The sequence below is a fragment of the Georgenia satyanarayanai genome, assembly GCF_009193135.1.
GTDB classification, from domain to species: Bacteria; Actinomycetota; Actinomycetes; order Actinomycetales; family Actinomycetaceae; genus Oceanitalea; species Oceanitalea satyanarayanai.
On sequence record NZ_VUKC01000014.1, the window covers coordinates 59,609 to 72,048 of the forward strand.

9 protein-coding genes are annotated in these 12,440 nt (G+C 73.6%); 1 reads left to right on the forward strand and 8 read right to left on the reverse strand.

What is annotated here, in order from left to right:
• Nucleotides 1-4 precede the first annotated feature (4 nt).
• From GD632_RS13140 to GD632_RS13175, 7 genes are all read right to left on the reverse strand, one after another.
• Nucleotides 5-916 carry a glycine betaine ABC transporter substrate-binding protein gene (locus GD632_RS13140; protein WP_152192668.1) on the reverse strand — a complete coding sequence of 304 codons (912 nt, stop codon included), beginning with the start codon at nt 914-916 and terminating at the stop codon, nt 5-7.
• A 76-nt stretch (nt 917-992) separates the two neighbouring features.
• Nucleotides 993-1,859 (reverse strand): ABC transporter permease, encoded by an 867-nt coding sequence (locus GD632_RS13145; protein WP_152192669.1) that lies wholly within the window; start codon nt 1,857-1,859, stop codon nt 993-995.
• On the reverse strand, nt 1,856-3,166 hold the full coding sequence (locus tag GD632_RS13150; RefSeq protein WP_452176655.1) for a quaternary amine ABC transporter ATP-binding protein: 1,311 nt from the start codon (nt 3,164-3,166) through the stop codon (nt 1,856-1,858). Before GD632_RS13150 ends, GD632_RS13145 begins: the two co-directional genes overlap by 4 nt.
• 308 nt (nt 3,167-3,474) lie before the next feature.
• The gene (locus GD632_RS13155) at nt 3,475-5,577 is read right to left on the reverse strand and encodes a glycoside hydrolase family 3 protein (RefSeq protein ID WP_152192670.1); all 2,103 of its coding nucleotides are present in this window, start codon (nt 5,575-5,577) and stop codon (nt 3,475-3,477) included.
• Nucleotides 5,578-5,777: 200 nt separating this feature from the next.
• Complete coding sequence (locus tag GD632_RS13165) at nt 5,778-8,237, reverse strand: glycoside hydrolase family 3 protein (protein WP_226924866.1); 2,460 nt, start codon at nt 8,235-8,237, stop codon at nt 5,778-5,780.
• Nucleotides 8,238-8,549: 312 nt separating this feature from the next.
• A complete protein-coding gene (locus GD632_RS13170; protein ID WP_152192671.1) occupies nt 8,550-9,608 on the reverse strand; it encodes a phosphotransferase in 1,059 nt (352 codons plus the stop codon).
• A 59-nt stretch (nt 9,609-9,667) separates the two neighbouring features.
• Nucleotides 9,668-10,528, reverse strand: coding sequence for an RDD family protein (locus GD632_RS13175; protein WP_152192672.1), 861 nt, complete (start codon nt 10,526-10,528; stop codon nt 9,668-9,670).
• An 18-nt stretch (nt 10,529-10,546) separates the two neighbouring features.
• Here GD632_RS13175 and GD632_RS13180 point away from each other — a divergent pair, with 18 nt between their 5' ends.
• Complete coding sequence (locus GD632_RS13180) at nt 10,547-11,542, forward strand: stage II sporulation protein M (protein ID WP_152192673.1); 996 nt, start codon at nt 10,547-10,549, stop codon at nt 11,540-11,542.
• On the opposite strand, the gene GD632_RS13185 is transcribed toward GD632_RS13180, so the two are convergent.
• A complete protein-coding gene (locus GD632_RS13185; RefSeq protein WP_152192674.1) occupies nt 11,543-12,376 on the reverse strand; it encodes a carbohydrate deacetylase in 834 nt (277 codons plus the stop codon).
• Between the last annotated feature and the right edge of the window lie 64 nt (nt 12,377-12,440).

The window sequence follows — 12,440 nt, forward strand, 5'->3', positions numbered from 1 at the left end:
TCGGTCAGCCGATGACGGAGTCGACGAAGTCGGGGTTCGCCTCGAGCCACTGGTCCACGGCGGCGTCGTTGTCCGAGCCGTCCAGCTCGTTGAACATGATGTTCTCGAGCTCGTGGAGCTGGTCGTCGGTCATCGTGAAGCTCGCCATCCACTCGGCGACGTCCGGGTAGGTGTCGGAGAAGCCGGCGGTGCCGTAGGTGAAGATGTCGTCCGGCTCCCCGAGGGCGCCCTCGGGGTCCTCGAGGTCCTTGATCGGGAACTCGTCGTAGGCCCAGTGCGGACGCCACAGGGTGACGGCGACGTTCTCGCCGGCGTCGACGGCCGCGCGCAGCTCGGTGAGCATCGCGGGGGTGGAGGAGACGAGGTAGTCCATGCCGTCCAGGCCGTAGGTCGGGATGACCTGCTCCTGGGTGATCTTCGTCAGCCCGGCACCGGACTCGATGCCCACGAGGCGGTTGCCGAAGAGCTCGGCGTTGTCGGCGAGCTCGGCGAGGGAGTCGATCGGGGCGTCCTCGTTGACCGCGATGGTGAGCGGGGCCTCCTGGAACCAGCTGCCGAGCTCCTCGAGGTCGTCACCGTACTGCTCGAGGTAGTGGCCGTGGGTGTTGGGCAGCCAGGTGTCGAAGTTGACGTCGTAGTCGCCCTGCGCGAGGCCGGTGAAGACCACGCCGGCGTCCGCCGTCTCCATCTCCACCTCGTAGCCCTGCTCCTCGAGGATGTGCTGCCACAGGTGGGAGACGGCGATGCCCTCCTCCCAGCCGGAGTGGATGCCGATGGTGATGGGGCCCGCGTCCGCGCCGGTGGTGGCGTCCGTGGAGCCGCCCTCGTCGGCGGACTCGCCGCCGCAGGCGGCGAGGGTGAGGGCCAGGGCGCTGGCGGAGGCGATGAGCGCTCCGCGGCGTCGGGTGTTCTTCATCGTTCGTCCTTTCGTGTGCAGGGTGAGGTTTCGTGGAGGTGCTGGTGTCGTGGGTGGGCCCGCAGGGCCGGTGGGGTCAGTCCTCGGCGGCGCGGACCTTGAGCGCCCGGGAGACGGGCGCGCGGTCGCCGAGGGCGGCGGTGACGCGGTCGAGGTACATCGCGAGGATGACGACCGAGAGCCCCGCCTCGGCGCCGAGGCCGATGTTGACGCTCTGCAGGGACTGGACGACCGGCTGCCCGAGGCCGGGGGCCCCGACCATGCCGGCGATGACGACCATCGACAGCGAGAGCATGATGAGCTGGTTGATGCCGGCCATGATCGTCGGCAGCGCGAGCGGGAGCTGGACCTGGCGCAGGATGCGGCCGGGCGTGGCGCCGAAGGCGTGACCGGCCTCGACGACCTCGCGGTCGACCTGCCGGATGCCGAGCTCGGTGAACCGGACACCGGGGGCCATCGCGAAGATGATCGTCGCGACGATGCCCGGGACCACGCCCACCCGGAAGAGGATGACGGCGGGCAGGAGGTACACGAACGCCGGCATCGTCTGCATGAAGTCGAGCACCGGACGCAGGGCCGCGGAGACGGTGCCGCTGCGCGCGGCCCAGATGCCCAGCGGGATGGCGATGACGGTGGCGATGACGGAGGCGACGACGACGAGCGCCACCGTCGCCATCGCGTTGTCCCACTGGTCCATGCCGACGATGAGCAGGAGCCCGACGACGGTCGCCAGCGCCAGCTTCCAGCTCTTGGCGAAGAAGGCGACGGCGGCGAGGACGAGCACGACGGCCCAGAACGGAGGGGTCGTGAACGCGAGCTCGGCGAGGTCGAAGAGCGCGCGGAGCCCGTCGGCGATGAGGCCGAAGAGCGCCGAGAGATTGGTCGTCAGCCAGTCGACGGCGGCGTCGGCCCAGTCGCCGACGGGGATGCGGACGTCGTTCATCGGGCCTCACCCTCCCACGGGGTCTGGACGGGGACGGCGGAGGTCGCCTCGTTGCCACCGGGGGCGGCGACGGTGGCCGCGGCGGCTGGAACCGCCTGCTGGGCGGCGGCGACGTCGGGACTGTCGTCGTCGGCGCTCGGCGGGACCATCGCCTCGAGCATCGAGACGCGGGGGACGACGCCGACGAGCCGGCCGTCGGCGTCGGTCACCGCGAGGGGCAGCCGTGCCTCGGCGGCGGGCGCGAACATGTCCGACAACGGGGTCTCGGGGGAGACGCCCGAGGTGTCCGGGCGGACGACGGACTCCAGGGTCCGGTCCCCGCGGCGCTGGGCGGCGAGGAGGTCGTGGTCGTGGACGGTGCCGTGGAGGACGCGGCGCCGGTCGACGACGTAGGCCGCCGAGCCCTGCGTGGCCTGCAGCTCGCGCAGGGCCACGCCGGGTCCCCCGCCGAGCTGGACGACGGAGATCGGGCGGCGCATGAGCGCGCCGGCCGTGATGACGCGGGAGCGGTCGACGTCGGCGATGAACTTGGCGACGTACTCGTCCGCGGGCGCTGCGAGGATCTGCTCCGCCGTGTCGATCTGGACGACGCGACCGTCACGCATGACCGCGATCCGGTCTCCGAGGAACATCGCCTCGTTGAGGTCGTGGGTGATGAAGACGATCGTCTTGCCGAGGGTGGACTGCAGCTCGACGAGCTGCTCCTGCATCTCCCGGCGGATGAGCGGGTCGAGGGCCGAGAAGGCCTCGTCCATGAGGAGGATGTCGCTGTCCGCCGCCAGGGCGCGGGCCAGGCCCACGCGCTGGCGCATGCCGCCGGACAGCTGCGCGGGCAGCGAGTCCTCCCACCCGGCCAGGCCGGTCATCGCGACGGCCTCCTCGGCCTTGGCGAGCCGCTCGGCCCTGGGCATCCCGCGGATCTCCTGCGGGTAGGCGACGTTGTCGAGAACGGTGCGGTGGGGGAGCAGCGCGAAGTGCTGGAAGACCATGGAGATCTTCGTGCGGCGGATCTGGCGCAGCTCCGCGGCGGAGACGTCGGTGACGCTCTGCTCACCGATGACGACACGACCGGCCGTGGGGGTGAGCAGGCCGTTGAGCATCCGGATGAGGGTCGACTTGCCCGAGCCCGACAGGCCCATGACGACGAAGGTCTCTCCCGGCTGCACCTCGAAGGAGGCGTCGATGACGGCGGCCGTGCCCATGGGCTTGACCTCGTCGCGGGTCGCGCCGGCTCTCAGCCGGCGGACGGCCTCCTGGGACCGGCGTCCGAAGACCTTGTACACGTTCTCTGCGCGTAGCGCGCTCACGCTCACCTCACTGCGGCTCGGGTTGGTCACGGCGTGGAGGCGCCGTGGCCGCTCACGATCACCGCACCGGCTGGTGGGCATCGCAAACTACGGATGAATGGGAACGGCCAACCACCATGCCACCGAAAGGGGCGCGAGGCCACCGTCCGACGCCGCCTCACACGCTCCTGGGGCACCCCGAGGCCGCCGACAACGCCGCGCTGACCTGCGCCTTTACCGGGCATAGGAACGTTACTGAACTGTGACAGACGTAACCGGGCGGGACTGTACCATCGCGGGTTTCCCGCGGCGATGTGAGACGGTCCGTCTCAGTTCCCGGGACGGCGGCGACGCACCACGACGGCGCCGGCGACACCCGCCGCGACGAGCCCGCCCAGACCGGCGACGGCGAGCCAGGGCGTGGAGTCGTCGTCGTCCTCGGGTGCGGGGGCCGGGCTCGAGGTGTCGAAGGTGTGCTCCCAGCGGTCCGTGGCGTCGTCGGCGAGGTGGTAGGCCGACGCGGGGTCGGCCACGGCCGTGACGACGACGCTGCCGGTGGCGGGGTAGGAGCCGGGGGACGCGGGCTCGCCGTCGACGAGGTAGGCGACGCCCGTGGTCGCAGGGATCACGACGGCGTCGTCCTCGGTGCCGGGGCGGTCGGTGAAGGTGACGTCCGCCGGGGTGACCTCCTCGGTGCGGCGCAGCCCGAAGCCGACCTCGGCGAGGACGGTGCCGTCCTCCGCGGTCACCGCGACGGGCAGCCGGCCGGTCGGGAGCTCGCGCCCGGAGACGACGGCGGCGACACCCTCGTAGTTGACGGTGGTCGCGCCGTAGCTCGCGAGGACGCTCGCCACCCGCGCCGGGACCGCCGCCAGGTCGTAGGGCGTGCCGGCCAGGACGGCGACGACGGGCGTCGGGCCTGCGGCCAGCTCCTCGAGCAGGGCCTGCTGGGCGGGGTTGGCACGCAGGTCGTCGACCGTGACGACGACGGCGTCCGCGTCGGACGCCGCGGCCACCGCCGCCGACCGGTACCCGGCACTGGGGCTGTCCCCGCTCTCGAGCCGTTCGGCGACGGTGAAGCCCTCCTCCTCGAGGAGCGGGCCCAGCCGCTCCGGCCACGCCGAGCCGGCGCCGACGACGGTGATCCGGTCGCCCGACGGGTCGAGCGGGAGCGGGAGGTCGTCGCGCAGGAGGGTCGCGGCCCGCTCGGAGATCGTCCGGGCGGTGGCCCTGTGCTCCTCGCTGCCGACGACGTCGAGGCCCGGGCCGGGCGCGCCGATCCCGCGTTCCGCCTTCCAGTCCAGGATGCGGGTGACCGACTCCTCCAGGCGCTCGCGGGTGAGCTCTCCGGACTCGAGGGCCTCCTGCACGCCGGCGATGGTGGCGTCGACGTCCGGGGAGTCCAGGAGGATGTCGGAGCCCGCCCGGATGGCGAGGACGGCGATGTCGCCGTCGTCGAGAGGGGTGCCGGGCAGCTGCTTGAGGGCGGCCATGTCGAGGGCGTCGGTGGTGACGAGGCCGGTGTAGCCGAGCTCCTCGCGGAGCAGCCCGGTGAGGACGGCGGGGGAGAGGGTGCCGGGCAGCTCGGGGTCGAGGGCCTCGACGACGATGTGCGCGGACATGACGATGTCGACGCCGGCGGCGATGGCCGCCTCGAAGGGCCGCAGGTGCTGCTCGAGCGTCTCGCGGTCGTACGTGACGACCGGCAGGCCGGTGTGGGAGTCGACGTCGGTGTCCCCGTGGCCGGGGAAGTGCTTGGCGCCGGCGGCCACGTGCTCGGACTGCATGCCCTCGACCTGCGCGGCGGTGAGCTCCGCGACGCGCTCGGGGTCGGCGCCGAGGGAGCGCAGGCCGATGACCGGGTTGGCCGGGTTGGTGTTGAGGTCGGCGACCGGCGCCCAGTCGACGTTGACACCCATGGCGGCCAGCTCGGAGCCGAGCAGCTGCCCCTGGGCGCGCGCGAGTGCGGGGTCGAAGGTCGCGCCGAGCGCCATCCCGCCGGGCAGCGCGGTGGCGGGCTCACCGATGCGCGAGACCTCCCCGCCCTCCTGGTCGACCGTGATCGCCAGCGGGACGCCCGAGCTGCGCTCAGCGGCCTCCTGCAGCCCGGCGGACAGCTCGGCGACCTGCTCGGGGGACTCGGTGTTCCCGGCCCAGGCGAAGTAGAGGACACCGCCGAGCCCGTACTTCTCCACGACCTGCGCCGGGGTGTCGACGCCGTAGCGGGTGCGGTTCTCCGCGGCCATGGAGGTGTCGTCGGCGGCGGAGCCGTAGACGTGCGCCCAGACCATCTGCCCGATGAGCTCGTCCTCGCTCATCGCCGCGACCTGCGCGGCGGGGTCCGGGGTCGCCGGCGCGGTCGCCTGGGCGGCGGGGGTGAGGAGAGCGAGCGCCGCGAGCGCGACGCCGAGGGTGGTGCGGGGGAGCGTCATGAGCCTGCCTGGGTGAGGGGTCGACCGAGCACCCCCACGCTACGCCGCCCTCCGCCGTCGCCCCTGCCCCTCCCGCCGACGGCTGGGTCCCACCCCGTCTCCCGCGCGATCCCGCGGCGCACGACAAGGGCCCCGCACCGTGGTGCGGGGCCCTTGTCGTGCCGTCCCCTGGCGAATCCAGCTCTCGCCGGGGGAGCGGGTCAGGCGGCGGGGGTGCGGCGCACGCCGATGCTGTCGCGGCCGTCGCCGTCCCAGTCGCCGACGAACACCTCGTCGCCCTCGCGGCCGTAGCGCATGACCCGCTCGGCCTCGCCACCACGCAGCGTGTTGGACACGTGGTAGTCGCGGCCGCGGCGCACGGCGAAGGTGTCGCGGCCGTCGCCGTCCCAGTCACCGGCGAGGGTGACGTCGGACTCGCGCCCGTAGGCGAAGACGACGTCCGCGTCGCCACCGGCGATCGCGTTCTTCACGTGGTACACCTTGCCGCGGCGCACGGCGAAGGTGTCGCGGCCGTCGCCGTCCCAGTCGCCGACGACGACGGCGTCGCCCTCGCGGCCGTAGACGACCACGTGGTCGGCGTCCCCGCTGCGCAGGGAGTTCTTCACGTGGTAGGTCGCCCCGCGGCGCACCGCGAGGGTGTCGGTGCCGTCACCGTTCCAGTCGCCGACGAGGACGACGTCGTCCGCCTTGCCGTAGGTGACCACGCGCTCGGCGGGGCCGCCGGTGGGGGCGTTGTTGACGAAGTACTGGTTGCCGCGGCGCACGGTGATCGAGTCACGCCCGTCCCCGTCCCAGTCACCGACGAGGACCTCGTCGGTGTGCCGGCCGTACTGGAAGGCGTAGTCGGCGTCGCCGCCCGTCCAGCCGTTGGTGAGGAAGAAGCCGTAGCGCTGCGTCGGCTGCTGCGGCTCCTCGCCCTCGTAGCCGAGGCCGAAGCCGATCGGGTGGAGCACGCCCTCACCGTCGGCGGTCGGGACGTTGACCGGCAGCTTGCCGGTCGGCTCGACGGTGCCGAGGACGACGTCGGCGACGGCCTGGAGCGAGGGGCGCTGGTAGCCGTAGGTGACGAGCTGTGCCGGCGCGGGGTTCTCCCACGCGACGTCGTACGGGTTGCGCACGGGCACGTGCACGACCGGGACGTCGGTGGCCTGGAGCGCGGTGAGGAGGTCGTGCTGCGCCTGGGTCTGGGCGGCGTTGGCCGGGGTGTGGGTCATGAGGACGATCGCGTCATGGCCCTCAGCGGCCTCGGCGGCCGCGGCGATCTGCTCGGCGTTCGGGAAGTTCGCCGTGTACAGGTGCTCGGTCTCCACGCCGCGGTCGGTGAAGGCCTGGGCGAGGTTCGGCACCCCGCTCTGGCCCCAGCCGGTGACGAAGACCGACTGGCCCTCGTCGAGCGGGAGGAGGTCGCCCTCGTTGCGGAGCAGGGTGACCGACCGGTCGGCGATCTCCTGCGCCGTCGCGGTGTGCTCGGCGTTGCCGACGATGTCCATGACCTCGTCGACGGGAACGCTCGGGTCCTCCTCCCACACCCCGCGCTCGACCTTCCACTCGAGGATGCGGGTGACCGACTCCTCCAGGCGCTCGCGGGTGATCTCGCCGGACTCGACGGCGGCGCTCACGGCCTCGAAGGTCGCCGGGACGTCGGGCGACATGAGGAGGATGTCCGAGCCCGCCTGGATGGCGAGGACGGCGATGTCGCCGTCGTCGAGCGGGTTGTCGGGCAGCTGCTTGAGTGCGGCCATGTCGAGGGCGTCGGTGGTGATGAGGCCGTCGAAGCCGAGCTCCTCGCGGAGCAGCCCGGTGAGGACCTCCGGTGACAGGGTGCCGGGCATCTCGGGGTCGAGCTCCTCGACGATGACGTGGGCCGTCATGATCATGTCGACGCCGGCCTCGATGGCCGCCTCGAAGGGCAGCAGGTGCTGGTCGAGGGTGGCGCGGTCGTAGGTGACGATCGGCAGGCCGGTGTGGGAGTCGGTCTCGGTGTCGCCGTGGCCGGGGAAGTGCTTGGCCGCGGCCCCGACGCCCTGGGACTGCAGGCCCTCGATCTGGGCGACGCCGAGCGCGGCGACGTTCTCCGGGTCCTCGCCCATCGAGCGGACGCCGATGACCGGGTTGGCGGGGTTGGTGTTGACGTCGACGACGGGGGCGAAGTCGGCGTTGATGCCGACGGCGGCCAGCTCGGAGCCCAGGACCTCGCCCTGCGCGCGGGCGAGCGCCGTGTCGAAGGTGGCGCCGAGGGCCATGTTGCCGGGCAGCACGGTCATCGGGGCACCCATGCGGGCGACGATGCCGCCCTCCTGGTCGATGGTCGTCGCCAGCGGGATGCCGGAGCCGCCCTCGCCGACGGAGACGGCCTGCAGGCCGTTGGAGAGCTCGGCGGTGAGCTCGGGGTCGCTGACGATGCCGGGGTTGGACCAGGCGAAGTAGAGGACACCACCGAGGTCGAACTTCTCGACGACCTCCCGGGGAGTGTCGACGCCGTAGCGGTCCTGGTTCTCCTCGGCCATCGAGTCGTCGTCGGCGGAGTCGCCGTAGACGTGGGTCCAGGTCATCTGGCCGATGAGCTCGTCGACCGTCATGTTGCTGACGATGTGGTCGATCGGGTTCGCCGACTCCGGCGCGGACGTGGCGCTGGCGGGGACGGCGGATGCGAGCAGCATGCCCGCCCCGAGGGCTGTGGCGACGCCCGCCCGGGCGCCGGGGGTTCTTGTGGACAACGTTCCTCCAGGGGTGTGAGTCGTCATCGATCACGCGCGAGACCTCGCGCGGCAACTCTTTTCGCGCATCCATGCGCAGGGGAAAGACCTGCCAGCGTCCACCCTACGCCAGGGCAGTGGTCCGGGTCACGTCCTGGTCTAGACCAAGGCCGAGGTCGGGCCGGACCGCGCGGGGACAGCACGGGTCGACCCCGTGGACAGGGCGCTGGGACCCGGCACGTGGCCGGGCACACCCGGAGGCCCGGGAGAGGAGCGTCAGCCCTCCAGGGCGAGCAGCTCGCGCACCGCCTTGACGCGCTTGTGCGTCTGACGGCGCAGCGGCTCCAGGCGGTCCGCCTCCCGGGCGCGCTGCATGCGCGCCTCCAGCCGCGAGAGCACGACGACGTGCGCAAGCGTCAGCTGCTCGGCCAGCGAGTAGTGACCCCGCGCGTGGCCCACCCGCCCGCCGAGGGCAGCGTCCAGCCGGTCGAGCGCCGGCCCGGCGGGGCCGGCGTTGACGTGCATCTTGGCGAGGTCGAAGGCCACGGGCCGGGTGCCGGCGTACTCCCAGTCGATGAGCACCACGCGGTCTCCGACACGCAGCACGTTGGAGGAGACGAGGTCGCCGTGGGTGAAGCTCACCTCGAGGAGGTCGTCGCGCGCGATGAGCCGGTCCACCCGGGCCGCGAGCTTCGGGGGGACGTGCCCGTCCTCGACGACACCGCGCCAGCGCTCGCGGAAGGCCGGGTTGACGACCGTGGACAGCGGTCTGGCCGTCACGCCCACGGCGCGCTGGAGGATCGCCAGCTCGGCCGCCACCACGTCCATCGCCGCCCTCACCTCGGTCGGGGTGTGGGGGGTGGCGCCCTCGACGACCTCCTCGACGAGGTAGGCGGTGCGCCCGGAGAAGAGCGTGCCGTGGTCACGCATGGCCGGGGCCAGGCCCGGCCGGTTGGCCGCGACGAGCTGCGCGGCCCGGACGCTGCGGCTGACGCCGTGCTCCCGCTCGGGGTGGCGTGAGCCCGCCTGGATGCGGGCGCACAGGCCCTCCTCGGCGTAGAAGGACCGCATGCGCACCTGACGGCCCCGGTCGAACTTGCCGATGAGGACGGCGTCGGCCGCGACGGGAGCGGTGACCGGGACGGCATCCGTCCCGGCGTCGGCGGGGACGACGCCGACGGGCAGGGCGGGGTGCGGCGGGACGCCGTGGGCGACGGAGCCCGTGGCCTCCAGGCGTCGCCAACGGGCCGCCGCGGGCAGCGCCGGGCTGCGCCGCTCGACCACGGCGAGCGCGGCCAGGGCACGCCGCCAGCGGCCCGTCGTCTTCCTCCACATGTCGTCCTCCTAGCCCCCGAGGCTAGGGCGCATCGAGAGCCGGGTGCGCATCGCCGCGCTCATCCCAGCTGGAAGGGCAGCCGGCGGAGCTCGGCGGTGGTCGTGGCGAGCGTGTCCCGGGCCCGCAGGCCCACGGCGTACTCGCGGTCGCGGCGGGCGACGAGCACCGCGGCGAGGAACCGCTCGGGGTGGGTGCCCCACGGCGGCGGCGGGGCCACGAGCGGCTCCACCCGGGCGGCGAGCTGGCGGCCCAGCTGCTCGCGGGAGGCGGGGTCGAGGGTGCCGGTGCGGTCGAGGAAACGACGGGCGGCGAGCGCGACACCGTCGGGCATGGCGCGGATGTCGGCGCCGCGGGCCCAGTCCTCGAGCTCGGGCGGCATGAGGAGCGGGGGCGCCTTGCGGTCCGCGCCCCGGGTGCGCACGGCGTAGGTCCCGGCGAGCAGGTCGCCCAGCCGCTTGCCGCGGCCGTTGAGGAGCGCGGTCATGACGGCGACCGAGCCGGCCGTCAGCCACAGCTCGCCGAACCCGGTGAGCGAGCGGGTGAAGGCGTGCCGCAGCCGGATGGGGCCGCCGTCGTCGCGGACGATGCGGATGCCGGTGGCGGCCTTGCCGAGGGACCTGCCCCGGCTCAGGGTCTCCACGACGGTGGGCGCGACGACGACGACCCCGGCGAGGGTCGCGATCGACACCGCCGTCACCCGTGCCTCGTTGAGGTCACCGAGGCTGCCGAGGACACCCACCGCGAGGGCGAGGAGCACGGCCGCGTAGGCGGCGGCGTCGATGAGCCCGCTGACCACCCGCAGGAGGAACGCGGCGGGGCGGACCTCCAGCGCCACGGCCTCCCCGGTGATGATGAGGTCGTCGGTCAGCCGTGCCGCCTGCAGCGCACGGCCTGCCGAGTGCGCCGCGTGCGTGGTCATGTGTGGCAGGGTACCCGCGTGGACATCGACGCCTTCGCGGCCGTGCACCGCCCGGAGTGGGAACGGCTGCGCGCGCTGTCCACGCGGCGCCGCCTCGCCGGCGCGGAGGCCGACGAGCTCGTCGCGCTCTACCAGGCCACGGCCGGGCACCTGTCCGCGCTGCGGACCTCGGCGCCGGACCCGCTGCTCGTCTCCGAGCTCTCCGGCCTGCTCGCCACGGCCCGCGGCCGGATCGCCGGCGCCCACGAGGCGCGGCTGTCGGACGTCGCCCGCTTCCTCCGCCTCTCGCTGCCGGCCGCGTTCTACCGGGTGCGCTGGTGGACGGTGTGGGTGGGGCTCGTGTTCGTCGCCGTCGGCGCCGCCAGCGGCTGGTGGGTGGCGACGAACCCGGCGGCGCTCGCGGCCATGGGCTCGCCCGCCGAGCTCGAGCAGTACGCGGAGGAGGCCTTCGCTGCCTACTACTCCAGCTACCCCGCGGGTGACTTCGCCGGCCAGGTGTGGACGAACAACGCGTGGATCGCCGCGCAGTGCATCGCGCTCGGCATCACGGGCGTGTTCCCCGTGTACGTGCTCGCCGCCAACGCCGTGGGGGTCGGTTCCGCGGGCGGTGTCATGGCCGCCCACGGGCACCTCGACGTGTTCTTCGGCCTCATCCTGCCGCACGGGCTCATGGAGCTGACCGCGATCTTCATCGCCGCTGGCGCCGGCCTCAAGCTCTTCTGGGCGTGGGTCGCGCCGGGGCCGCGGACGCGCTCACGAGCGTTGGCCGAGGAGGGGCGCTCGCTGTTCATCGTGGCGATGGGGCTCGTCCTCGTGCTCGCCGTCTCGGGCATCGTCGAGGGCTTCGTCACGCCGTCCGGGCTTCCCGGGTGGCTCAAGATCGCCATCGGGGCGCTCGTGCTCGCGGCCTACTGGGCCTACACCCTCGTCCTCGGCGGGCGGGCGGTGCGGGCGGGGGAGACCGGTGACCTCGAGGAGGACCTCGCCGGGCACGCCCTGGCCCAGGCGGGCTGATCACCACGCCGGGACGACCGTGATGCCCTCCCGGCGCAGGGTGCGGTGGAAGGCGGGGTCGCGGAGCAGCCGCAGCTCCCACAGCCGCTTGCGGCCGTCCGCCGCGGGCAGCCGCAACGCGGCCGAGCGGGGGGCCGGGTGCACCATGAGCTCGGACGTGCCCGCCGGCAGGCGACGCAGCTGGGAGAGGACCTCGGCCCGCAGCTGGGGGTAGCTCAGCGTGAGGCGGCCCGGCAGCCAGGCGCTGACGAGCACCTCCGGCAGGCGCACCCCGAGCTCGTCGGCGTGGGCGACCGCGCCGCGGTGGGCGGCGCGCAGCCCCCGCGCGGCCAGCCCGAGCACGGGTCCCAGCCGCCGCGGCAGCCGGAAGGCGAGCCCGTGGGCGGCGCAGAAGTCGACGGCGGTGTCCGCCAACGAGCGTCCGTGCAGCCCGTAGAGGGTCCCGGAGTGGGAGTCGACAGCGGCCGGCCGCAGCCCGGCCGCGCGCATCCACTCGAGCTGGGCGCCCATCTCCCGGGCGACGTCCGCGGGGCTGGCCCGACGTTCCGCGACGCCGCCCTCGACGGGGAGCGCGCCGTCGGGCCCGACGAGGGAGTCCACCCCGGGGGCGAGGGGCCGCCAGCCGGCCCACTCGTGCCCGGTGGACAGGGCGACGTGGAGCCGTGCCTCGAGACCGGCGGCGCGGAGGCGGCTGACGGCGTCCTCTGCGGCCGGTGCGACCGGGATGAGGGTGGTGGCCGAGACGAGCCCGTCCCGCATGAGGTCGACGATGACCACGTTGATGTCGGCGTCCGCCCCGAGGTCGTCCGCCGTGATGACGAGCTGCCGCTTCACAGGCTCACGCTAAGTCGGCCCCCATCCCCCCGCACCCCGCCAAGAACTTCGCAATTGGTGACCT

What these genes read in the sequence shown, in the direction of transcription:
- GD632_RS13140 (WP_152192668.1), bottom strand. Translation starts at nt 916, where the DNA reads ATGAAGAACACCCGACGCCGCGGAGCGCTCATCGCCTCCGCCAGCGCC.
- GD632_RS13165 (WP_226924866.1), bottom strand. Translation starts at nt 8,237, where the DNA reads ATGCTGCTCGCATCCGCCGTCCCCGCCAGCGCCACGTCCGCGCCGGAG.
- GD632_RS13170 (WP_152192671.1), bottom strand. Translation starts at nt 9,608, where the DNA reads ATGTGGAGGAAGACGACGGGCCGCTGGCGGCGTGCCCTGGCCGCGCTC.
- GD632_RS13145 (WP_152192669.1), bottom strand. Translation starts at nt 1,859, where the DNA reads ATGAACGACGTCCGCATCCCCGTCGGCGACTGGGCCGACGCCGCCGTC.
- GD632_RS13155 (WP_152192670.1), bottom strand. Translation starts at nt 5,577, where the DNA reads ATGACGCTCCCCCGCACCACCCTCGGCGTCGCGCTCGCGGCGCTCGCT.
- GD632_RS13175 (WP_152192672.1), bottom strand. Translation starts at nt 10,528, where the DNA reads ATGACCACGCACGCGGCGCACTCGGCAGGCCGTGCGCTGCAGGCGGCA.